At 58.0% G+C, this 23,547-nt stretch carries 20 protein-coding genes and 2 pseudogenes; 11 read left to right on the forward strand and 11 right to left on the reverse strand.

The window, feature by feature from the left end:
* The first annotated feature begins 11 nt into the window (after positions 1-11).
* Genes DWB67_RS10630 through purU form a run of 4 tightly spaced genes read left to right on the forward strand, consistent with a single transcriptional unit; the run spans position 12 to position 3,486 of the window.
* Positions 12-764, forward strand: coding sequence for an electron transfer flavoprotein subunit beta/FixA family protein (locus tag DWB67_RS10630; protein ID WP_119807522.1), 753 nt, complete (start codon positions 12-14; stop codon positions 762-764).
* A complete protein-coding gene (locus DWB67_RS10635; RefSeq protein ID WP_119807523.1) occupies positions 764-1,684 on the forward strand; it encodes an electron transfer flavoprotein subunit alpha/FixB family protein in 921 nt (306 codons plus the stop codon). The genes DWB67_RS10630 and DWB67_RS10635 overlap by 1 nt, the downstream gene beginning before the upstream one ends.
* Before the next feature lie 3 nt (positions 1,685-1,687).
* Positions 1,688-2,605, forward strand: coding sequence for a bifunctional methylenetetrahydrofolate dehydrogenase/methenyltetrahydrofolate cyclohydrolase FolD (gene folD / locus DWB67_RS10640; protein WP_119807524.1), 918 nt, complete (start codon positions 1,688-1,690; stop codon positions 2,603-2,605).
* A complete protein-coding gene (gene purU, locus DWB67_RS10645) occupies positions 2,602-3,486 on the forward strand; it encodes a formyltetrahydrofolate deformylase (protein ID WP_119807525.1) in 885 nt (294 codons plus the stop codon). The genes folD and purU overlap by 4 nt, the downstream gene beginning before the upstream one ends.
* Before the next feature lie 4 nt (positions 3,487-3,490).
* On the opposite strand, the gene DWB67_RS10650 is transcribed toward purU, so the two are convergent.
* Together DWB67_RS10650 and DWB67_RS10655 are read right to left on the reverse strand one after the other, a co-directional pair.
* The gene (locus DWB67_RS10650) at positions 3,491-4,966 is read right to left on the reverse strand and encodes a PLP-dependent aminotransferase family protein (protein WP_119807526.1); all 1,476 of its coding nucleotides are present in this window, start codon (positions 4,964-4,966) and stop codon (positions 3,491-3,493) included.
* 69 nt (positions 4,967-5,035) lie between these two features.
* Entirely contained in the window at positions 5,036-6,415 is a 1,380-nt protein-coding gene (locus DWB67_RS10655; RefSeq protein ID WP_119807527.1) for an aspartate aminotransferase family protein, read from the reverse strand.
* A gap of 284 nt (positions 6,416-6,699) precedes the next feature.
* Between DWB67_RS10655 and DWB67_RS10660 the strand changes: the two genes are divergently transcribed.
* From DWB67_RS10660 to DWB67_RS10670, 3 genes are all read left to right on the forward strand, one after another.
* Complete coding sequence (locus tag DWB67_RS10660; protein WP_119807528.1) at positions 6,700-7,680, forward strand: ABC transporter substrate-binding protein; 981 nt, start codon at positions 6,700-6,702, stop codon at positions 7,678-7,680.
* 69 nt (positions 7,681-7,749) lie between these two features.
* Positions 7,750-8,550: an ABC transporter ATP-binding protein gene (locus DWB67_RS10665; protein ID WP_119807529.1), complete on the forward strand. Its 801-nt coding sequence runs from the start codon at positions 7,750-7,752 to the stop codon at positions 8,548-8,550.
* A gap of 10 nt (positions 8,551-8,560) precedes the next feature.
* A complete protein-coding gene (locus tag DWB67_RS10670; RefSeq protein ID WP_119807547.1) occupies positions 8,561-9,814 on the forward strand; it encodes an ABC transporter permease in 1,254 nt (417 codons plus the stop codon).
* Positions 9,815-9,890: 76 nt separating this feature from the next.
* Here the strand turns inward: DWB67_RS10670 and DWB67_RS10675 are convergent, their stop codons facing one another.
* The 8 genes from DWB67_RS10675 to DWB67_RS10710 form a co-directional block, all read right to left on the reverse strand.
* Positions 9,891-10,622, reverse strand: coding sequence for a sulfite exporter TauE/SafE family protein (locus DWB67_RS10675; RefSeq protein WP_119807530.1), 732 nt, complete (start codon positions 10,620-10,622; stop codon positions 9,891-9,893).
* Positions 10,622-12,112 (reverse strand): aldehyde dehydrogenase family protein, encoded by a 1,491-nt coding sequence (locus DWB67_RS10680; protein ID WP_119807548.1) that lies wholly within the window; start codon positions 12,110-12,112, stop codon positions 10,622-10,624. The genes DWB67_RS10675 and DWB67_RS10680 overlap by 1 nt, the downstream gene beginning before the upstream one ends.
* 99 nt (positions 12,113-12,211) lie before the next feature.
* A complete protein-coding gene (locus tag DWB67_RS10685) occupies positions 12,212-14,647 on the reverse strand; it encodes an FAD-dependent oxidoreductase (RefSeq protein ID WP_119807531.1) in 2,436 nt (811 codons plus the stop codon).
* A 143-nt stretch (positions 14,648-14,790) separates the two neighbouring features.
* On the reverse strand, positions 14,791-15,762 hold the full coding sequence (locus DWB67_RS10690; RefSeq protein ID WP_119807532.1) for a LysR family transcriptional regulator: 972 nt from the start codon (positions 15,760-15,762) through the stop codon (positions 14,791-14,793).
* A gap of 87 nt (positions 15,763-15,849) precedes the next feature.
* The gene (gene arsH / locus DWB67_RS10695; protein WP_119807533.1) at positions 15,850-16,560 is read right to left on the reverse strand and encodes an arsenical resistance protein ArsH; all 711 of its coding nucleotides are present in this window, start codon (positions 16,558-16,560) and stop codon (positions 15,850-15,852) included.
* A gap of 45 nt (positions 16,561-16,605) precedes the next feature.
* Positions 16,606-17,664, reverse strand: a complete 1,059-nt coding sequence (gene arsB, locus DWB67_RS10700) for an ACR3 family arsenite efflux transporter (protein WP_119807534.1) — start codon at positions 17,662-17,664, stop codon at positions 16,606-16,608.
* Positions 17,661-18,203 carry an arsenate reductase ArsC gene (locus DWB67_RS10705; protein ID WP_255418637.1) on the reverse strand — a complete coding sequence of 181 codons (543 nt, stop codon included), beginning with the start codon at positions 18,201-18,203 and terminating at the stop codon, positions 17,661-17,663. The genes arsB and DWB67_RS10705 overlap by 4 nt, the downstream gene beginning before the upstream one ends.
* Positions 18,204-18,485: 282 nt before the next feature.
* Complete coding sequence (locus DWB67_RS10710; RefSeq protein ID WP_119807536.1) at positions 18,486-18,740, reverse strand: hypothetical protein; 255 nt, start codon at positions 18,738-18,740, stop codon at positions 18,486-18,488.
* Between the two features lie 330 nt (positions 18,741-19,070).
* Between DWB67_RS10710 and DWB67_RS10715 the strand changes: the two genes are divergently transcribed.
* The gene (locus tag DWB67_RS10715; RefSeq protein WP_220475113.1) at positions 19,071-19,499 is read left to right on the forward strand and encodes a GFA family protein; all 429 of its coding nucleotides are present in this window, start codon (positions 19,071-19,073) and stop codon (positions 19,497-19,499) included.
* Between the two features lie 6 nt (positions 19,500-19,505).
* Here DWB67_RS10715 and DWB67_RS10720 read toward each other — a convergent pair whose 3' ends face one another.
* On the reverse strand, positions 19,506-20,522 hold the full coding sequence (locus DWB67_RS10720) for a YHYH protein (protein ID WP_119807538.1): 1,017 nt from the start codon (positions 20,520-20,522) through the stop codon (positions 19,506-19,508).
* 583 nt (positions 20,523-21,105) lie between these two features.
* Between DWB67_RS10720 and tnpB the strand changes: the two genes are divergently transcribed.
* From tnpB to DWB67_RS10735, 3 genes and pseudogenes are all read left to right on the forward strand, one after another.
* On the forward strand, positions 21,106-21,462 hold the full coding sequence (gene tnpB / locus DWB67_RS10725) for an IS66 family insertion sequence element accessory protein TnpB (RefSeq protein WP_182911552.1): 357 nt from the start codon (positions 21,106-21,108) through the stop codon (positions 21,460-21,462).
* Positions 21,443-21,829, forward strand: a pseudogene (locus tag DWB67_RS18330) (DDE-type integrase/transposase/recombinase); the annotation flags it as partial. The gene tnpB and the pseudogene DWB67_RS18330, both read left to right, overlap by 20 nt.
* A 305-nt stretch (positions 21,830-22,134) precedes the next feature.
* Positions 22,135-23,276 (forward strand): annotated as a pseudogene (locus DWB67_RS10735) (IS3 family transposase).
* Positions 23,277-23,547 lie beyond the last annotated feature (271 nt).

Genomic DNA, 23,547 nt, shown 5'->3' on the forward strand with positions numbered 1-23,547 from the left:
ACAGCACGCAGATGAAAATATTAGTCCCTGTCAAACGCGTCATCGACTATAACGTGAAGGTCAAGGTCAAGTCCGACGGAACGGGCGTGGATCTGGCCAACGTCAAGATGTCGATGAACCCCTTTGACGAAATCTCGGTCGAGGCGGCAATCCGTCTGAAAGAGGCAGGCATCGCATCCGAAGTGATCGTCGTGTCCATCGGTGAAAAGAAATCCACCGAAACGCTGCGGACCGCATTGGCCATGGGCGCCGATCGCGGCATTCTGGTCGAGGCGGATGCAGGCGGCGATATCGAACCGCTGACCGTTGCCAAGATCCTTGCGCGCATCGTTGCCGATGAACAGCCACAACTGGTGATCCTTGGCAAGCAGGCCATTGATAACGACATGAACGCAACCGGCCAGATGCTGGCCGCATTGTTGGGCTGGGGTCAGGCAACCTTTGCATCCGAACTGAAGATCGAGGATGGCAAAGCCCATGTCACCCGCGAAGTCGATGGCGGTCTGCAAACCATCACCGTAGCGCTGCCCGCGATCATCACCACCGATCTGCGTCTGAACGAACCGCGCTATGCCAGCCTGCCCAATATCATGAAGGCCAAGAAAAAGCCGGTTGAGGAAAAGACCGCAGCAGATTACGGCGTCGATACCGCCCTGCGCCTGAAGGTCATCGCGACCGAGGAACCGGCCGGTCGCGCAGCAGGGATCAAGGTCGGCTCGGTCAGCGAGCTGGTCGAAAAACTTAAAGAAACGGGGATGGTTTGATGTCTGTATTGCTTTTGGCCGAAGTTTCGGGCGGTGAATTGGCCCTTGATGCAACCGCAAAAACTGCAACCGCTGCTGCGCAGTTGGGTGAAGTGACGGCGATTGTCTGCGGCACCGCAGCCGCAGCCGACGCCGCTGCAAAAATCGCTGGCGTTAGCAAAGTGCTGTTGTGCGAAGACGCCGCCGTGGCCAATGGTCTGGCAGAAAACGTTGCACGTCTGATCATGGATCATTCCGCTGGCGTGACCCATATTGTGGCACCGGCCAACAACTCGGGCAAGAACGTGCTGCCCCGCGTTGCTGCGCTACTGGATGCCATGGTCATCACCGACGTAATCGAGGTTCTGGACGCCAAAACCTTCAAGCGGCCGATCTATGCCGGTAACGCCATCCAGACCGTTGAATCGCAGGACGCTGTCAAGGTTCTATCCGTTCGCACGGCGGCCTTTGATGCGGCTGCCGAAGGCGCCGCGGCACCGGTTCAGGTCGTGGCGCTTGGAGAAACCTCGACCCTGTCTGCGCATGTCGAAGACAAGGTCATCAAGAACGACCGCCCCGAGCTTTCCTCGGCCAAGATCGTTGTTTCGGGGGGACGCGGTGTCGGATCGCAGGCAGATTTTGCATTGATCTCGGGTCTTGCCGATAAGATCGGCGCTGCTGTCGGTGCCTCGCGCGCGGCTGTCGACAGTGGTTTTGCGGCCAACGATTTGCAGGTCGGCCAGACAGGCAAGGTGGTTGCGCCCGATCTTTACATCGCGGTCGGTGTTTCAGGCGCGATCCAGCATCTTGCGGGTATGAAAGACAGCAAGGTCATTGTTGCGATCAACAAGGACGAAGAAGCCCCCATCTTCCAGATTGCCGATTACGGATTGGTCGCCGACCTGTTCGAAGCGGTCCCGGAATTGACCGGAAAGCTGTGATCCATGACAGCTGAACTGATTGACGGCAAAGCATTCGCAGAGGCGGTGCGTCATCGCGTCCGCGACCGCGTTGCAGCCTTGCATGCCCAGACAGGTCAGGCACCGGGTCTTGCCGTCGTGCTGGTCGGGCATGACGCAGCATCCGAGGTGTATGTCCGTTCCAAAGGCAAGCAGGCGGTTCAGGCGGGGATGAAATCATTCACGCATTGCCTGCCTGTCGACACCCCCGAGGATGAACTTCTGGGGCTGATCCGGCGCCTGAACGATGATCCGCTGGTGCATGGCATTCTTGTCCAGCTGCCTTTGCCCGCGCATCTGGATGCGCGGCAGGTGATCAACACCATCTCTCCGGCCAAGGATGTGGACGGGTTCCATACCTCGAATGTGGGAATGGTGGGGACGGGACAGGACGCAATTGTGCCCTGTACGCCGCTTGGCTGCATGATGATGCTGCGCCATTATCACGATGATTTTCGCGGCAAAACCGCGCTGGTCATCGGGCATTCGAATATTGTTGGCAAGCCGATGGCACGCCTGTTGCTGAATGCCGATTGCACGGTCATGGTGGCGCATAAATCATCGACCAACATCCCCGAACTGGCGCGTCTGGCCGATATTCTGGTGGTGGCCGCAGGCGTGCCGGGGTTGGTCAAGGCCGATTGGATCAAGCCGGGGGCAACTGTCATCGATGTCGGTATCAACCGGATTCCCGCCCCCGAACTGGGTGAAGGAAAGCACCGGCTGGTCGGTGATGTCGATTTCGAAAGTGCCCGTCAGGTCGCAGGTGCCATTACACCTGTGCCCGGCGGGGTGGGGCCGATGACCATTGCCTGTCTGCTGGCCAATACGCTTAGCGCCTTTTGCCACCTGCATGATCTTTCCGTTGACCCGCTTCTTCTTGATGAACAGGACCCCACATGAGCACCTATTGTTTGACCGTCACATGCCCGTCGCGGCGTGGCATCGTTGCGGCGATCTCGACATTTCTGGCCGAGAACGATTGCAACATCACCGACAGCGCCCAGTTCGACGATCAGGAAACGGGCCATTTCTTCATGCGGGTCAGCTTTGTCCCCGAAGAGGGTGCGCAGTTCGACGCCTTGTCACAAGGTTTTGTTGCTGTGGCCGAACCGCTTGGCATGACCTTCAAGTTCCATGACGAAGCCGAAAAAATGAAAGTGGCGATCATGGTCAGCCGCTTTGGCCATTGCCTGAACGACCTGCTGTACCGTGTTCGTATCGGTGCCTTGCCGGTGGAAATCGTGGCCGTTATCTCGAACCATATGGATTACCAGAAGGTGGTGGTAAACGCGGATATCCCGTTCCATTGCATCAAGGTGACCAAGCAGAACAAACCCGAAGCCGAAGCTGCCATCATGAAAGTGGTCGAGGATGCGGGCGCGGAACTGATTGTGCTGGCCCGCTATATGCAGATTCTGTCGGACCAGATGTGCCAGAAGATGTCGGGCCGGATCATCAACATCCACCATTCGTTCCTGCCCAGCTTCAAGGGCGCAAACCCCTATAAGCAGGCGTATGAACGCGGTGTGAAGCTGATCGGCGCGACCAGCCATTATGTGACCGCCGATCTGGATGAGGGTCCGATCATCGAACAGGACATCGTCCGCGTCACCCACGCCCAGAGCGCCGCGGATTATGTCAGCCTTGGCCGCGACGTCGAAAGTCAGGTTCTGGCCCGCGCGATCCATGCCCATGCACATCACCGTGTGTTCCTGAACGGCAATAAAACGGTGGTCTTCCCAGCCTCGCCCGGCGGTTATTCCAGCGAATTGATGGGCTGACAGGTCAAGCCTTGTTCTGCGCGGTCTGGATCGCTTGGGCGACCAGTGACAGACCGTCGCGGATCAGGTTGGAGTTGATCGAGGAATAGGCGATCCGGTAGTGCGTTTTATCCGGCGCACGTCGGGCGAAGAAGGCATTGCCGGGTTCGATCAGCACGCTGGACTTGCGAAGGTCCAGCGCCAGCTGCGTTGTATCGACGCCCGGCGGTGCCTTCATCCAGAAGGATGAACCGCCATACATATCACGACCGGCCGGTGTCAGGCCAAATTCGCGGATGCAGGATTCCATAATGGCACGGCGCTTGCCATAGACCCGCCCCATCCGGTTCAGCTGGCTGTCATAATGTCCAAGCGACAGGAAATAGGCTGTCGTCCGCTGGATATGGCTGGGCGGATGGCGCAGCACCACGGTCCGCAGCTTGCGCATTTCCTGTATCAGCGGTTTTGCCCCCACGACATAGCCAAGCCGCAGCCCCGGAAAGATCGATTTCGAAAACGACCCCAGATAAATCACGGACCCCGCCCGATCCAGCGATTTCAGCGCGGGGGCTGGCGGGTTCAGGAATGACATCTCGAATTCATAGTCATCCTCGACGATCAGGAAATCGTCCCGCATGGCGCGTTCCAGCATGGCCAGACGCCGTTCCAGCGGCATGGTGACATTGGTCGGGGCATGATGGCTGGGGGTGGTAAAGACCACATCGGCGTCGGTCGGGATCATGTCGGGCGGCAAGCCGTCGCTGTCCACATCGATTGATGTCGCAGTATAACGCATCTGGTCGAAAATCTTGCGCAGGCCCGGAAAGCAGGGGTTTTCGACGATGGCTTTCTGACCCTCGGACAAAAGCAGCTGGGCGATCATCCACAGGGCGTTCTGTCCGCCCATGGTGATCAGGATTTCATCTGGATGTGCACGGATGCCGCGTCGGGGCAGGATCTGGCGCAGGATGAATTCGACCAGCATCGGGTCGTCGTTCTGATAATGGTCCTGCGCAAGGCTGTCGAAATCTTTGCGACCGACCGCCCGCAAGGCGCAGTTGCGCCAGTTGCCGTGATCGAACAGATCAGGGTCGGACTGCCCATAGATAAAGGGGTATTTATAGTCGTTCCAATTCGGTGGGCGCAGGATATCTTCACGCAAGTGCGTCCGGCGGATCAGCTTGCGATCCCAATCCACGGTATTTTCGCCGGGCTGTGCGGGGTCCGAAAAGATCGGCCGCGTCGGTGCGGTATCGGCCACAAAATACCCCGACCGGTCGCGCGACACCAGATATTCGTTCGCAACCAGTTCGGTATAGCCAAGTGTTACCGTAATGCGCGACACACCCAGATGATCGGCCAACCCGCGCGATGAGGGCATTTTTTCGCCCGGCGCGCAGCGGCCCGAAACAATCGCCTCGGCGACGATCTGCTGGATCTGCTGCTGCAGGGTCGCGTCACTTTTGGCAGGAAGCAGAAAAAGCTCGGGTGGTATTGCCACGTCTGGACCTATTTCGTCGAAGCTGTGGACCCAAGAATACCGGGTCCGCAGCCTCGACGCAAACGAAGATCAGCCGAAAACGCGGGTCAATGCGACGTCGATGGCATCGGTGATCTGGTCGATGTCATCGGGCGCGGCAATGAGTGCCGGTGCCAGACACAGCGTGTTGTTAAAGCCCGGAATGGCGCGCGCGGTGGCACCGATGATGACGCCTTGCGCCATGCATTGGGCGACGACCGCCTGCACATGCGCCTCGGACGCGGGTTCCTTGGTATTGCGGTCGGCCACCAGTTCCGCGCCGCAGAACAGCCCCAGACCGCGCACATCGCCAATGGCTGCATGCTTTTCACCAAGGGCGTGCAGATTGTCCATCAAACGCGCGCCCATGGCGGTGGTGTTGGCCAGCAGGCCCTCATCCTCGATGATACGCATGTTTTCCAGCGCGGCAGCCGGACCACCCGTGCAACCGCCATAGGTCGAGATGTCGCGGAAAAAGCTCATCGGGTCGGCGGCATCATCCTTGAACATGTCGAAGACGGCTTCCGTGGTCACAAGACAGGCGATGGCGGCATAGCCCGACGCCACGCCCTTGGCCATCGTTACCAGATCGGGCTTGATGCCATAGTGCTGGTATCCGAACCATTCGCCGGTACGCCCGATGCCGCAGACCACCTCGTCCAGATGCAGCAGCACGTCGTATTTCTTGCAGATTTCCTGCACGCGTTCCCAATACCCAACCGGAGGGGTGATCACACCGCCGCCCGCCGTCACCGTTTCCAGACAGATCGCCCCAACGGTATCGGCCCCTTCACGCAGGATGACCTCCTCGATTGCGTTGGCGGCGCGTTCGCCGTAATTGTCACACTCCCATTGTGCGCGGTATTCCAGACAATGCGGCACCTGCACAAAACCGGGGGCAAAGGGGCCGTATTGGGCGTTGCGTTCCAGCTGGCCGCCCGCCGACATGGTCGCAAGAGTCGAACCGTGGTAATCGCGTTCGCGGTACAGGATCTTGTTTTTCTTACCACCGTAACGCTTATGCGCGATCTGGCGGATGATCTTGAAAGCTTTCTCGTTCGCTTCAGAGCCGGAATTGACGTAATAGACCCGGCTCATCCCCGGCATGCGGGCAATCAGTTGTTCGGCAAATATCGCCCCCGGAACCGATCCCATATTCTGCCCGAAGAAGTTCAGCCGGGTTACCTGATCACTGATCGCCTTGCCCATGCTTGCGCGGCCATAGCCGACATTGACGGTCCAGATGCCGCCGGAAACCGCATCCAGATGTTCGCGCCCCTTGTCATCCCAGATACGCATGCCCTTGCCTTCGACCATCACCCGCGGGTCGGTCGTCTCATGTGCTTTATGCTGGGTCAGGTGGTGCCAGACATGGGCGCGGTCGGCGCGGATCACATCGGCGATGTCATTGATCGGGGTGACTTGGTTCATCGGGGTTTCCTTAAAGACAGCATATGGCAATGGGAAAACACTGTTTTCGGGCAAAATCGGTTGCCTTGGCAGGTTTGGATCTAACCTGTGCCCAAACTTGCGGCGCGAGTAGGGCCAGACGATATCAAGCCATAGGTCCAGCCCATCGAGGCTGTTGAGAAAATTTTCGGATGTCCGTCTTGATCATTTCATGGGCAGGCCGCGACGTTCCGGGTTTGCCTGTCAAGACAACAGGGAAAAGCTTTGCGGCAATGGCCGCCAAATAATCCATCAAGGAGATCAAGATGAAGACATTCGCGAAACTCATGTCCGCCGGTGCCCTAATCATGGCAGCGCAATCCGCCACCGCTCAGGATCTGACGGTGGGCTATTTCCTTGAATGGCCAATGCCGTTTCTGGCAGCAAAAGCCGATGGCACCTATGACGAGGCTTTGGAAATGCCGGTGAATTGGGTGGCCTTCGAAACCGGCACGGCGATGTCGGCGGCCATGGCGTCAGGTGACGTGCAGATCGCACTTTCCCAGGGCGTGCCGCCTTTCGTCGTGGCAACCTCGGCGGGGCAGGCCCTGCAAACGCTGGATATTGCGGTCAGCTATTCCGAAAACGACAACTGTGTTGTGGCAACGACGCTGGAAATCGACAAGGACAGCGCCGATGAACTGGCGGGCAAGAAGGTTGCCATTCCGATCGGCACCGCCTCGCATTACGGGTTCTTGCGCCAGATGGACCATTTCGGCGTCGATGTCTCGACCATGACTATTGTCGATATGGCCCCGACCGATGGTGCCGCTGCCCTTGCCCAGGGCGAGGTCGATATGGCCTGCGGTTACGGTGGTGGCCTGACGCGCATGAAAGACAGTGGCAATGTCCTGCTGACCGGTACCGAAAAAGAGGATCTGGGCATTCTGGTCTTTGACGTCACCTCGGCCCCGGCTGATTTCGCCGTTGAAAACGAAGCACTGGTGTCCGAGTTTTTGAAGGTCACGGCGGCGGTCAATGCGGAATGGAATGAAAACCATTCGCCTGAAATGCTGGCCAAGATTGCCGCAGAATCAGGCATGTCGGTCGAGGCGACCGAAGCTGCTATCAGCGGCTTTTCCTTCCCCTCGATCGAGGAACAGCTGTCGCAGAAATGGCTGGGCGGCAACGTGGCCGACTTTATGAAGGGCGTCGCGGATGTCTTCGTGGAAGCAGGCAGCATCAGCAGTGCTTTGGATACATATGAAAACACCGTCAATGTGGCACCTTTGGCAGCTGCACAATAAGCAAATCCCCATGTCTGGCGGGCCAGGTGCCCGCCTTTCCTTCACTTCAGATTTCGGGAAACTTGTAACATGGCTTTCTTGAGCATCGACAACCTGTCCATGCGGTTCGACCTGCCCAAAGGCGGTCACGTGCAAGCCCTTCAGGATGTCTCGCTTGACATCGGCAAGGGTGAATTGCTGTCTGTCCTTGGCCCTTCGGGCTGTGGAAAATCGACCCTGCTGAATATTCTGGCAGGCTTTCTGGCCCCGACCGACGGCGCCGTGACTCTGGAGGGAGAACCGGTGAACGGACCCGGACCCCAGCGTGGCATGGTCTTCCAGAAGGGCGCGCTGTTCGAATGGATGAGCGTGCGCCAGAACGTCGGTTTCGGGCCGCGCATGAAGGGCATGCCCGAAACCGACCGCAACACCATCGTCGAGAACCTGCTGAACACCGTGGGTCTGGGCGCTTTCAAGGATAAGGCCGTCTATGAACTGTCGGGCGGGATGCAGCAACGCGTCGCCTTGGCCCGCTGCCTTGCCAATGACCCTGACGTCATCCTGATGGACGAACCGCTGGGTGCGCTTGACGCGCTGACGCGTGAAAAGATGCAGGGTCTTGTGCTGAAATTGTGGAAAGAAACGGGCAAGACGATCATCCTGATCACCCATTCGGTCGACGAAGCGCTGCTGCTGGGCGAACGCCTGCTGGTCATGGCGCCACGTCCGGGCCGTATCCACAAAGAATATCGCCTGCCTTTTGCCGAACGCGCGGTCGGCGCCGATCTGCGCTCGGTCAAGGAAGACCCCGCATTCGGGGCCACCAAGAACGAGATTTTGGGAATGATCTGGGAAATGGAAGAAGAAATCATGGGCGGAGCGGAGAGCTGATATGACCGGTCTGATCATTCTTATTGTGTATATCGCGCTGTTTTCCGGCGCATTTCTGGCGGCATCGCTGATCCGTTCCACCATGGGCAAAGTCACGGATTTCACATCGCTGAAAACGGTAACTTTCGGTGATGAAAGTGCCGTGAAATCCGATCGCGTCGCCTCGATCGTATCGGTTGTGGCGGTGTTTCTTGTCTGGGGCGCGTTTACGGGTTCCAGCCTGGTGCCGGTCCATGTGCCCGGTCCCTATGAGGGAACGACGTCTTTCACCTATACCTCACAGGCGCCGGATGGCGATACTGCCGATGCGACGGTGACCGTGCTGGTCCATAAGCTGGGCGAAGAAGCAACGGACCCAGCCGCCGGACCCGCATCGGGCTTTGCGACCAGCGATACGGCGACTGTTGCCGAATGGCGGTCGGTACTGATCAGCGCACAGCGCAATGACGGCGATGATGCGACCATCATCTCGGTCGAAGGGAAGCCCATCGCACCGGGCCAAGAGGTTTCGGTCCCCAACGGCAGCGTTCTGATGACCGGCAAGGGATCGCTGAACTTCGCGCCCGATAAGGGTTTGCAGATGGAACCGATCTGGATGCCATCCCCCGAGGCTGTCGCCACCCGCTTTTTCGAAATCGCACGCGACGGATACCAGAACGTGTCGCTGCTAGAACATGTTGGCTGGTCGCTGTGGCGCGTGCTTGCAGGCTTTGCCCTAGGGTCGCTGGTGGGTATTCCGCTGGGATATGCCATGGGTCTTTCGGGATGGGCACGCGGCTGGTTCGATCCGATCGTCGAATTCATGCGCCCCGTGCCGCCGCTGGCCCTGATCCCGCTGGTCATTATCTGGTTCGGTATCGGTGAAAACGGCAAGATCGTCCTGCTGTTCCTTGCGGCGCTTTGGGTGATGATCATTTCGGCCCGTGCGGGCGTGTCGGGGGTCGATATCGCCAAGGTCCACGCGGCCTATTCGCTGGGTGCGTCGAAATGGCAGGTGCTGCGGCATGTCATCGTTCCCAACTCCCTGCCCGAGATTTTTACCGGTGCGCGTGTGGCGATGGGCGTTTGCTGGGGCACCGTTGTCGCGGCGGAACTGGTGGCCGCTGAAAAAGGGGCGGGCAAGATGATTGTCGCGGCGTCCAAGTTTCAGGCAACCGATATCGTGCTGATGGGGATCGTGCTGATCGGCCTGATCGGGTTCGGCATCGATATCCTGATGCGCAAGGCCGAAGGATGGCTGGTCCCGTGGAAGGGCCGCGCCTGATCCCTGATCCCAAGGGCTGAACAGAAAAAACGCCGCTTGTCCAAGCGGCGTTTTTTTATGTTCAAGGAGAGGTGGTTCAGATCAGTCCGGACAGCCCTTTGACACCTGTCAGCACCGCCGAAATGAACAGCACACCCAGCGCAGCGATGCGGTAATGACCGTCGCCAAGCCGCTTGAACAGCTGCGTTCCCGCCCAATTGCCGATCAGCAGCGCAGGATAACAAGAGGCCGCCACCAGCAACATCCCCCAGTGCAGGACATCGGATCCGATTGCCAGCGACAGCAGTGCAATGATCGCCGTAAAGGCGAAGAACAGCAGCAATGATGCGCGACTGGTCCGTTTGTCACCCGCCCGACCAAGGAAATAGGCGACAGCAGGCGGGCCGGGCATTGCGGCCAGACCACCCAGCAAACCGGCAAAGGCACCTGCCGTTACAGCGGGACCCTTGCCGTCACGGATGTTGACCTTGGCCATCAACGCGGCCAGCCCCAGCAACACGACCACGGCAATGGCCAGACGCATGATGTCGGGCGGCAGGCGCGTCGCGAAATAGGCACCGACCGGTGTGAAGACCAACGCCCCAATGCACAGCAATCGCAGGGCCTTGCGATCAATGATCTTGTGGTTCTGGATAATATCCGTTGGCGCGGCGGCAATCTGCAGCATCTGGGCCAGAATGACAGCCTCGATCGGTGGGACGCTAAGGCTGTACAACGGAACGGCTGCAAGGGCGAAACCGAAACCGGTCACGCCCCGCAGGAAGCCTGCCGCCAATGTGGCGGCGGACAATACGATGATATTTTCCATCAGTCGAAGTTCATCACGATGGTCTTCGACCGTGTGAAGTGATCCAGCATCGCCTCGAGCGAGGCTTCCTTGCCAAGACCCGACCGTCCAAACCCGCCATAGCTGACATTGGGCTGGATCGTCAGGTTCTGGTTCACCTGCACATAGCCCGCGTTCAACCGTGATGTGCTGTCCAGCGCGACCGACAGGCTTTTCGTCCAGACTGATGCGGCCAGCCCGTAATGGGTGCTATTGGCCTGATCCAGCACGGCGTCATAATCGGACCAGCCCTGAACGACGGCAACGGGGCCGAAAATTTCCTCCATCACGCAGGGGTGGTCGTCAGGCAGGCCGGTCAGGATGGTGGGTTGGGCATAAAGGTCGGGCGACAGCGCCGCGTCTTGGGGCAATTGGCCATAGCGGGTGACGGTCGCGCCCTTAGTCGCCTCGGCCTTGGCAACATAGCTGTTGATCGTCGCGATCTGGCGGGCGTTGATGATGGTGCCGATATCGGTCGCCTCATCCAGCGGGTCGCCGATGACCAGCTGATCCAGTGCCGCGCCAAGCTGCTGCATGAATGCGTCCATCAAACTGTCATGGACATAGATACGGCTGGCGGCGGTACAGCTTTGGCCCTGACGCGTAAAGCGCATACCTGAAATCGCGCCTGCGACGGCTTTGTCCAGATCGGCATCCTGACAGATGATCATCGGGGATTTGCCGCCCAGTTCCAGCGACACTGGTATCAGCCGCGCGGCACCGACCTTATAGATCGCCTCGCCCACGGCTTCGGAACCGGTGAAGGTGATCTTGGCGATATCGGCGTGGCCGGTCAGCGCATTGCCGCATTCGATGCCTGTGCCGTTCACAACGTTCAGCACACCGGCGGGCAGATGGCGCATCATGATCTCGGCCATCAGATAGGTGGCAAAAGGGGCCTCTTCCGACGATTTGACCACAACCGAATTTCCGGCCACCAGTGCCGGCCCAACCTTCAGCGAGAATAACACCAGCGGCACGTTCCACGGCACAATGGCGGCCACAACGCCAAGCGGTTCGCGCGTCGTCATCGTCAACATGCGCGGATTATAGGGGACGGTCTGCCCTTTCAGTTCGGACCCCAGATTGCCATAGAATTCGATGATATCGGCGGCAACAGCAACCTCGCCACGGCATTCGGTGCGGATGGCCTTGCCGGTTTCGCGGGCCAGAACCTGTGCAATCAGTTCGGCATGTTCCAGAACGGCGCGGGCGGCAGCGGCGACTTGCTTGCCACGGGTGCGGGCAGGAACCTGCGCCCACGCCGCCTGCGCGGTCTTGGCCGAGGCGATGGCCGCTGCGGTTTCATCCGCATCGCTGGCAGCTGCCTGACCCAGAACCAGCCCGGTGGCCGGATTGATGACATCCAGTGCTGCCTTGGAAGGGACGCGTTTGGCGTCGATCAGATTGACCTGACGGTACGAGGCGAAGACCTCCTCGGGTGCGGTGTCGATGGTGTTTTGATGTGTCATAATAAGCCCCTGGCCAAGGATGTTCAGCACAATTGGTATAGGGGGGCGATGCCCCCCTGCAGTAGGGCCAGAAAGCCCCTTCGATAGCGCCAGTTCGTATTAGCCACGCATCTTGGCAAATTCCGGATCATAGGGGCTTGCGGGAATGACCTTTGCGGGAACAGCCATACCCAGAATGTCGATGGTCATTTCCGTCCCTTCGGCCGCCACTTCGGGCTTCACGAAGGCATAGGCAATGTTCAGGCCGGTCCTGTGACCCCAATCACCCGACGAAACCGTTCCGACGATTTCGCCATTCAACCGCGCCGATGCGCCCGCATGGGCGGGGGCCTCTTTGGTATCAACCGCCAGCGTGACCAGCTTGACGGTCGGACCGGCCTTATGTCGCTTTAGCAAGGCATCGCGGCCGATAAAGTCACCTTTGTCCAGTTTTACAAAGCGGTCGACGCCGGTTTCGAAGGGATCGAATTCGGTCAGGATATCAGCCTTCCAATGCAGGAAGCCCTTTTCCAGTCGCATGGAATCCACGGCCCTTGCGCCAAAGATTTTCATGCCATGCGCCGCGCCCGCCTTACGAAGGGCAATATAGGCCGCATGAAGGTTTTCGTTCGGCACGTGGATTTCATAGGCCAGTTCGCCCGAAAAGCTGACGCCCAGAACGGTGGCAGGGGCAATACCGATATAGGCTTCGCGCACCGACAGGAACGGAAAAGCCTCGCGCGACCAGTCACCGCGCGAAGCTGCGGAAAGAACATCACGCGCTTTGGGGCCTGCAATCACAAGGATCGTCTGCTGGTTGGTCAGCGACCGGATGGTCACATCCTCATCTTCGCGCAGATGTTTCTTCAACCAGTCCATGTCGTGATATTCCGACGCCGCAGCCGATCCGTACCAGACCCGATCCGGACCGCGATCCGACGCAGGCAGGTTGGCAATGGTGGCCTCGCCCTTGACCAGTCCATGTTCGTTCAGCAGATAGCCAAGACCGACCCGGCCCGGTTTTTTGGTAACGCGGCCACAGAACATGCGGTCAAGGAAGCTGTGTGTGTCTTTGCCGGTCAATTCAAAGCGGTTAAAGCCCGACACCTCGGTGATGCCGACGGCGGTGCTGACGGTTTCAACCTCGGCGGCGATGACGTCATGTAGTTCGTTAAAGCGGAAGCCAAGCGTTTCGTGGAAGTCGGGGGTCGGCTTGATGTAATCGACGCGTTCCCAGCCGTTGACGGTGCCGAATTCCGCGCCCTCTGCTGCCAGTACGGCGGTCAGGGGGGTGGTTTTCATCGGTCGACCTGCGGGGCGGTGTTCATGCGGGAAGTGGAAGCGGAATTCGTTCTGGTAATCCTCGATCGCTTTCAGGGCGGTCAGTTCGACCGTGGCATGTCCGGTAAAGCGGCGGGGGTCGATGACCCATGTGTCGTATTGCGCCTCGCCATGAACAATCTGCTGGGCCAGCAACCAGCCGTGGCCGCCACCTTCGCCCAGACCCGCACGCAGGCCGATGATGCAGAAGGCATTGCGCTTGCCCGGGATCGGGCCGACCAGCGGTGCGCCGTCGATGGTATAGGTGATCGGACCGTTCACGACGCTGCGGATGCCGGTTTCCATCAGGGCGGGCATGCGGGCGAAGGCGCCTTCCAGCACGTCGGTCACACGGTCCAGATCGTCGGGGCACAGGTCATTGGTGAACTTGGGGTCGATCCCGTCCATGCCCCATGTGCGGCAATCCTGTTCATAAAAGCCCAGAAGCAACCCGCCCTTTTCCTGACGGCAGTAATAATCGCTGATCGGGCAACGCAGCAGCGGCATGCGGTGGCCGGCCTCGGCGATGGCCGGGATATCCTCGGTCAGGAAATATTGATGCTCCATCGAGGCGACGGGATGGCTGACGCCCATCATCGCGCCGATTTCATTGCAACGATAGCCACCAGCATTGACCACGATTTCGGCTTTCACGTCGCCCTTCGTGGTATGAACGGTCCACGTGTGGTCGGGATGCTGGGTCAGGCCGGTCACGGGGGTGTGGCGGTTCACTTCGGCACCGGCCAGACGGGCGCGGCGGGCAAGTGCCTGACACAGCTGCGCGGGGTCGATATGGCCATCTGTGGGGTCCCAAAGCCCGCCCAGCAGGTTGTCGGTGGAAATTAGCGGGTGGCGGCGGGCACATTCCGCAGCGTCCAGCACCTCGAATTCGACGCCCATCGCGGCCGCCATCGAGGTGAAGTGGCGATAGCCGTCCATCTGCGCTTCAGTATTGGCCAGACGGATGCCGCCATCGCCATAGTTATAGCCGACCGGATATTCGGGATCGTCGCGCAGTTCTTTATACAGATTGATCGAATGCGTTTTCAGCCCGACCATGGTCTGCGTCATGCCGAAATTCGTGACCTGCGCGGCGGAATGCCATGTCGTCCCCGAGGTCAGCTCATCCCTTTCGATCAGCATCACATCGGTCCACCCCTCTTTGGTCAGATGGTAAAGCGCCGAGCATCCCGCGATGCCGCCTCCGATAATGACAACTCTGGCCTGATCCCGCATGGTTCACCTTTTTGGTATAATGGACTGTTACGCATCACAGGATCTGAAAGCCCTGACCGGTCAATCGCCGTCTGACAGTTCCCGAAAACGTGGAACTGTCTTTGCAATCGCGTCCACCGGAAGGACCGGATATGCCGCGTTTTTCAGCGTTGGTCCGAAAGAACGGCGAAGTTATCGGCAAGCCATGGATAGGCCACGGTTACCGGATCGATCACCACCGCAGGGATGGTGTCACGCACAAGTCCAGCAATTGCGCTTGCCGTGGCTCGGTCGAAATCATGCCGCGCGACCAGCGAAATCCGGCGCGAGAAACTTGCAAAGGGCAGGGGTTGCAGCCGCACCTGGGGGGCAAAACGTTCGGCGCGGGCATAGCCGAGGGGGGTAATGATCCCCCAGCCGCGACCATTGGCAACGACGGCCATAATGGATTGGACCGTGTCGAAATTATACTTTTCGACCAATGAAATGCGGTTACGGGCCAGATGCCCCTCGACCTGTTTGCCGATCTGGTGGGTCGGATTGAAGCGCAGGAACGGCAGGTCCGATGCGCCCGCCAGCAATTGTTCGGGCGTGGACAGGCAACCTTCGGGATGGATGATTACGAAGGGATCGCGCAGCAGAGCGTGCATCTGGAATTCGGTGGCCTGCAGATCCATCCCCGAAACGATGGTTATGTCCAGATCACCGCGGCGCAGCAAGGCGGGTGCCTCGTGGCTAAGGACATTGCTGAAGGACAGCTTGGCCGTGGGCATACGCCCCGACAGGATGCGCGCCAGTTCCGGCCCCAAATTGCTTTCGAAATCCTCGACCAGACCGATCCGCAGAGATCTTGTGCCCAGCAACCCCGCGACCACGGTTTCACTGGTCGCGCGGCGCAGGTGTTGCAGGCCGGACGTGACGTGCGGCAGCATATCACGCCCTTCACGGGTCAGTACAAAGGGACGCGTGGAACGGTCCAGCAAGGTAACGCCCAGCTCGTCCTCTAGCCGGGCGATGTGATGGGATACCGCCGAAATCGATATGCCCATCTGCCGCGCGGCTGACTGCATTGATCCGAATTGGGCAACCTGTTCGAACGCCTCGAAGACCTGCAACGACAGCTTTGGAAGGGGCATCGACACGAACCTTGGAAATTGCTGGAAATCGGGAACTATTTTCTAGCATCTCTTGCGCATCAACGGCAGGGAATATTGCCGATCGTGTCAGATAGAGGTCTGGTTGACCCGCTTTGACAGTTCGGCTGCGCTTTCCTTGCGTTCGCTATAGCGGTCCAGCAGGGTTGCATTGCACCCCCGTGTCAGAAGGGTGAACTTGACCAGCTCCTCAATCACGTCGACGATACGGTCATAGAATGGCGACGGCTTCATCCGGTCATTGTCGTCGAATTCCAAAAATGCCTTCGGGGTTGAAGACTGGTTCGGGATCGTCAGCAGCCGCATCCAGCGTCCAAGGATACGCAGTTGGTTGACCGTGTTGAAACTTTGCGATCCACCGGTGATCTGCATGACAGCCAGCGTTTTGCCCTGTGTGGGACGCACCCCGCCAAGGGACAGCGGAATCCAGTCGATCTGGGATTTCATGATACCGGTCATGGCACCATGACGTTCCGGCGAACACCAGACCATCCCTTCGGACCATGTCACCAGATCACGCAGTTCCTGTACCTTGGGATGACTGACATCGACATCATCGGGCAAAGGCATTCCCGAAGGATCGAATATCCGCGTTTCAGCGCCAAAACGTGTCAGGATGCGCGCCGCCTCTTGGGTCATCAGACGGCTAAACGACCGTTCCCTGACCGAGCCATAGAGCAGCAAGATGCGGGGTGCATGCGTTACCTTCGCAGGGGCCAGAAGATCGTCAGCATCGATTTTCCTGAAATGGGAATCCTGAATATTTGGCGTATCGGCCATTGTCATATCTTTCGTCATATTATGTAGGGGGCAGTCTGGCGCGGGTTACGCCCCTTTGGGAAACCAGTGCTGCGTTCTGTTTGCGAAGGCGACAAGCGACAGCATGACCGGAACCTCGACCAGGACACCGACAACCGTGGCCAGCGCGGCACCTGATCCAAGTCCGAACAAGCTGATCGCAACTGCAACCGCCAGTTCGAAGAAGTTCGAGGTTCCGATCAGCGCACAAGGTGCCGCAACATTGAAAGGAATACCCCAGACCCGTGCCGCCCCATAGGCCAGAAAGAAAATTCCATAGGATTGCAGCAACAAGGGCACCGCGATCAATGCAATGATCAAGGGACGGTCAAGGATCACCTGACCCTGAAACGCGAACAGCAGAACGACGGTGACCAGCAGCCCGATGATCGAAAACGGCTGCACGCTCGATTTGAAGCGGTCCACAGCGGCCTCGCCACCTTTGGCGATCAGACTGCGGCGCGTCAGATAGCCGACGAATAAAGGCAGCATGACGTAAAGGCCGACAGACAACAGCAAGGTATCCCACGGCACGACGATATTCGTCGCGCCCAGCAGGAAGGCGACAATCGGCGCAAAGGCAAACACCATGACCACATCATTCACACTGACCTGCACCAGCGTATAGGTCGCATCACCGCGCGTCAGGTTCGACCATACAAACACCATGGCAGTGCAGGGGGCGGCACCCAGCAAAATAACACCCGCAAGATAGGCCTGCGCATCATCCGCCGGTATCAGTCCCGCGAAAACATGGTTAAAGAATAACACGCCCAGCGCCGCCATGGTGAAGGGCTTGACCAGCCAGTTCACAACCAGCGTAACAACCAGCCCCTTCGGTTTGTCGCCGACCTGACGCAAAGCGCCGAAGTCGACGCCAACCATCATCGGATAGACCATCGCCCAGATCAGCACGGCGACCGGCAGATTGACCGAGGCAACCTCGAGCGCGGCAAGTGCGCCGGAGACCTGTGGCAAAACGTTGCCAATCAGGATGCCCGTGCCGATCGCCAATGCAACCCAGACGGAAAGCCAGCGTTCAAAGCGTCCCAATCCAGCCGCTGCCGAGGATGATCTGTCAGTCATATCGCGCCTTCTGAATGTTCAATATCTGTCGGATCACCGGCCGTCTTGCCAATGTCATCCAGACGCCGTTGTAGCCCCATCCGGTCAAGCGATCCAATCGGAAGGTTGGTAAAGATCAGGATGCGACTGCGCAAAATCCGGTATGCCTCGGAAAAGGCCAATCGCTTGACGGCCTCGTTTCCTTCGACCCGCACAGGATCGGGCACACCCCAATGGGCGGTCATCGGCTGTTCGGGCCACAAGGGACATTCTTCGGCAGCGGCATCGTCACAGACCGTAAAAACGAAATCCATATGGGGGGCATCGGGACCGGCAAATTCATCCCAGCTTTTGGAACGCGCGCCGCTGGTGTCATGCTTCAATCGCTGCAACAGGTCCAGCGTATAGGGATGGGGTGCACCTTGTGGCTTTGACCCTGCGGAATAGGCTTTGAACCTGCCTTTGCCTTCGCTGTTCATAATAGCCTCTGCCATGATCGAGCGGGCAGAGTTTCCGGTGCACAGAAAAAGGACATTATAGACATCCTTGGTCATCGTCATCTCCTAACAAGCTGGGGCGCATTGGTTCGTAGGGCAGGTCGCGTGGCAGTTATATATCTATAAATCATGAAATATAGATATATTAGGTGCGGGTCAAGTCGTCTTTTCCCGAACGGGATGCCGTGGGGCCGCTGCACTCCTGCCTGTAACCTAGCAATTGTGTTTATGGGATTTGCGACAGGGGCGGCAGATACCAATGATTGCCGGACAGAAAGGTGCAAATGAAAACGGGCAGCCCTCTATGGGACTGCCCGTCATCATGGAAGCTAGGTTCTGGAAAGATCAGCGGTCCTGATTGTTTTTTGCGACGCGCGTATCGGTCGGGAAAGCGGTGATGGTGACAATCGTGTCTGCATCGATATTGGCGCGGCTCAGCTCGACCGTGGTCAAAACGCTATCCGCGCGGACCTGTGTCGTCTGTTCGGCCACAGCTGCGGTAAAGGCGTCGGGACGTTCGTTCCCCTTGCTGGTGGCGGCACCGGCAATACCTGCAGTCAGCGAAAGGGCGGTCAGGGCGGTCAGGATGATGGTTTTCATGGCGTGGTCTCCGTTCTATGTTGCAAGGGCTTTTGTCATGCCCCGATGTTGGCTTGGCTTATGAAGACCGATACGCAGCCGCGACGGCATTCGTTACAGGCGCATGACAGTTTTTTCGGAAATTTCGTAATTGCTTTGCGGGAAGGGCGGCCACGGACCGTGTGCAGCCGGAACATCCACTATGGTCAACGGCAGGCAATCGACGTCAGATAGACCGGCGAAAGACCCCTGTCCGACCATAGAGGAGTAAAAGCCATGTCCTTTGCACAAGGAGGCTGCCTATGCGGCAAGCTTCGGTACGATGTTGCTTGTCCGCCATCGAAAATCACGATGTGTCATTGCAAGTTCTGCCAAAAGGCAACGGGTGGCGCCTATATGATCCAACCTGTTTTCAACGTAGATGATTTTGCCGTCACTGCGGGGGTTCCGAAGGTATATACGCATATTTCGGAAGGCAGCGGACAAGAGGTCCGCGTCCATTTCTGTGACACGTGCGGGACCAAAATTTTCCTGACCTTCCAGCGTTTCGAGGGTGCCGTCGGCATCTTTGGTGGAACACTGGATGATCCGAATGCCATCAACATAACAACAGACAACGCCAAGCACATTTTTCTGTCCGATGGTCAGAAGGACAGCTTTATTCCGCCCCATATCAATGCATTTGCCGCGCATGTGGTGCAAAGCGACGGAACACCGGTTGCGCCACTTGTGCTTGATCAACCCGAACGGATCGCGGACCTGAAGCTGGGACCGACCTGAGACGGTTTATTCCGGCGCAGGCGGAGGACCACGGCGCGCGTCAGCCGAGGCATCGCAGCTGGCGGTCGGATCACCCGAGGTGCAACCGTATTGTGCGGTGAAACAGCCGATGAACTGGTTCGAACCGGCAGCATCCGAATGATAGTGATAGCCCAGGCCATCTTCGGAATGGCCATTACACATGTCCAGTCCGGCACGATCCGTATTGCCTAGCGCGGCATAGATGTCATAACCATCCATCGCAACAGCAACCAAAGCGGTATGCATTTCGACCGGCGCCGCAACCTGCGGCTCGCAGCCGACCAACCCATGATAATGATAGCCGGTATGCGGATTGACATGTCCGACACAGCTGTCCATCAGTCCAAGCGTGTGATTGCCCTCGATCAGGTCAAGCGGGGCAGGGGCATCCAGTTTCACACCATTGAACGCCAATCCCACACCCGGCGATGGCCCGATACGGGCAGCCTGCCCATCCTGAGCCGCCACGGGCACCAGCGGTATCACATAGGTTTCCGAAGTGTCTTCGCTTAGATTGCTAACCGCACATTCGACACAATAATTGGTGTATTCACTTGCACTGTCAGGATCACCGGCGACGTCACAGCCAAGATTGCCATCAACAAGGATAACCTTGCCGGTATCGGCATCATACATCTGCCATTCATCATCCTGAAACAGCACCGCCAGATTCTTGATGAAGGCACCGTCCGCAGCAACGACCTTATCATTAAAGAACCACGTTCCGGACTCTTCTGCGGGATCATTGATCGTACGTGGGCAATAGGGTCCGGTCACATGGTTTGTCGGCGCAGGTCCCGTCGTGATCTGGATGCACAGGGTTTCTTCACCGCCTGAGAGGGTACAATCGACCATGTCGGGGTCGCCGATGACACCGGCATCAGCATAAAGCTGTGAAAGCTGGTCAAAACGGGCCTGTTGTTCAGCCGTCTGTGCGCGGGCAGGTAACGACGTCATAGTCAAGCCCACAGTTAGGACCGAAAGGACGGTGGTATAACGCATTCAATGCTCCGTTTTAGTTATTTGGCCGTGTCGAACAGCCATTCACGCCCATGAACAAAGCGGCTGTCCAAGCCACAGACAGAGGGTTCAGTATCGCACCGACAATACGACAAAAACCTTCCTATGCAGAGCGTTATAACAGAGATTTAGGCTAAAGGGGGAATGGATATGGTGCCACCTTGGTATCAAAGTAATTGTGATGGGCGATGTCGGGCCATGGATAGGGCGCGATAATACGGTGGGATTTACGACCTTGTTGACTAAACTTCCAATCCCACAAGTCGCAGAGCTGCTGCCCGTCTGTTCACTATCGGTACTAACAGGCGAGAAGGATAATTGCGTCAGGGCCGCTTAGGGCCATAAAAACCATCGGCCTTGATTGGAAAAGACCTTTTACGCCTTAGGCTGATCTACATTTGCCCAGGTCACGTACTGCGCAGTGGACGAAAGAACGTACGGATTTCATGGGCCAACAACTCTGGCTGTTCCAACGCCGTGAAATGGCCGCCGCACGGCATGGTGTTCTACTGGCCGAGATCGCCCGGGCCCTCGGGGCTGCGTCGTACTGATGCCGTCGCAGGGCATGCGGATCCTGGTGGCGACAAAGCCGGCTAACTTCCGAAAGGGGCATGATGGATTGGCAGCGCTTGCGCAGACGATGCTGGCAAAGAACCCCTTCACCGGCACGGTCCTCGTGTTCCGTGCGAAGCGCGCCGATAGGCTGAAGATCCTGTTCTGGAATAGTCGCGGGCTGGTCATGGCCTACAAGCGCCTCGAGGCTGACAGCTTCACCTTACCTGCCTTTCGGTGCGGGGCAATGACCTTCAACCGAACGCAGTTCGAGGCGTTTTTTGCCGGCCTAGACTGGTGCCGGTCCGGCCTCTCGAAGCGCCAAAACCGGTCGTTGCAGAATGACTTGAACATATGTTTGCACCCGTAAGGGTCGGCTGTATTTGGCCATGATCCTGGACACGCACTTTCGTCGGGTCATAAGCTGGGCGGTCTCAAATCGGATGCGGGGTGGATTGGCGATCAGGCTGCTGAACATTACATTCCGATCGCGGCCCAAAGGCTCGATCCAATATATGAGCGGCAGCAGATACTGTTCGCACGACTATCAGATAATCCTGCCTCGACATGGGCTCAAAGCCTTGATGCGTGGTAAAGGTAATTGCCAAAACAATGCGACTATCGAAACATTCTTTAAAACGATCACAGCAGAACTGATGTGGTGGCATTCATGGGGAACACGGTGAGAGGCGAAGATGGCAATCTTCGAATACATCAACAGCTTTTATAATCCGTGATGCCGACACTCCGCATTTTGCTAAAAAGCCAGATCGCTTTAGAACGCCACGTAGCTTAAAGAGGCAATTGGCGTGTCATAAAAATGCGATAGGTCTAATCGAGCAACTTATGCACGGTATGAAGACCGGCGGTGTCTGTAGCCACAATAAGTTCAAGACAACTTGGCGGACAAACCCCTGCCGTGCCTATTGGATCTGATGAACAGACGGTTCCGCGCTACAATCTGAGCTACTCCCCGAAAATCGGACAGTGACGGAAGCTACGATCTGACGTTTGCTGGTTTCCAAGAACGAGGAGATCAGAAATGCGGAAACGCAGAAACCATGACGCGGGCTTTAAGGCGCGCGTTGCGCTGGAAGCATTGAAGGGCGAGCGCACTGTGTCGGAGCTGGCCGCCGAATACGGCGTGCATCCGACGATGATCCATCAGTGGAAAAAGGCGCTGATCGACGGTACGGCGGATATCTTTGAGCGCGGCGGCAGAAAGCCTGTTGCGGAGGTGGATGAGGAGACGGTCCGGTCACTGCATGCCAAGATCGGAGAACTGGCTGTCGCCAACGATTTTTTGTCACGAAAGCTCAAGCCGTGGACCGGCAAGTGAGGCGAGGGATGATTGAGCGGGGCCATCCGGCGTTGTCGATCGGGGCGCAGTGCCGCCTGCTGTCGATCTTGCGCTCGTCCCTCTATCGTGATCCGGTCGGAGAGACGGGGCAGAACCTCGACTTGATGCAGCTCATCGATAAGCAGTTCCTCGACACCCCCTTTTACGGGGTCCGGCAGATGACCTGGCACCTGCAGAACGCGGGGCACGGCGTGAACCAGAAGCGCATCCGGCGCCTTATGCGGCTCATGCGCTTGATGCCGATCTACCAGAAGCCTAACACCAGCAAGCCGAGGAAGGGGCACAAGACCTATCCCTATCTGCTGGGCGGGCTGCAGGTCGATCGCCCCGGCCAGGGTCTGGTGTGCCGACATCACCTACCTGCCGATGCGGCGCGGTTTCCTTTACCTCGTGGCGATTATGGACTGGGTCACCCGAAAGGTGCTGGCTTGGCGCATCTCGAACACGCTGGAGGCTGACTTCTGCGTCGAGGCGTTGAATGAGGCCATTCACCACTTCGGCGCGCCCGGCATCATGATACGGACCAGGGTTCACAGTTCACGTCCTTTGCCTGAACAGACAGGCTGAAGCGGGCTGGCACCCGGATCTCCATGGACGGCAAAGGCCGATGCATCGACAATGTCTTCATCGAGCGCCTCTGGCGGTCCCTCAAGTATGAATGCGTCTACCTGCACGCTTGGGAAACGGGGTCGCAGGCTAAGGCTGCCATTGGCCAGTGGATTGCATTCTATAATCATCGGCGACCCCACACCGCCCATGGCGGGAGCCGCCCGCCGTGGTCTACTTCAACACCATCGAAACCGATCAGCAGGCGCAGGCAGTAGCTTAAATCAGCCGGAAAACTGTCCAAGGATCGGGGAGTAGCTCAATACTCAACCAAGTGTGGGTGTCGGATTTTACCTACATTTCGACTTTGCAAGGCTTAGTTTATGAAGTCATCGTTTGGCGTGCATGCAGATCGCCGCAATCACAGTTGGCCTTGAATGCTAGGGCCCGTGGACAATCATACTTCCCATAGGTTTTGATTTCTGATTCAAATCTCCCAAACGGAGGTTGGGATGAACGAGCAGCGCTTTGTGGTGACGGATCGTGTGT

The sequence above is a fragment of the Paracoccus sp. JM45 genome, from assembly GCF_003590715.1.
Taxonomy (GTDB): Bacteria; Pseudomonadota; Alphaproteobacteria; order Rhodobacterales; family Rhodobacteraceae; genus Paracoccus.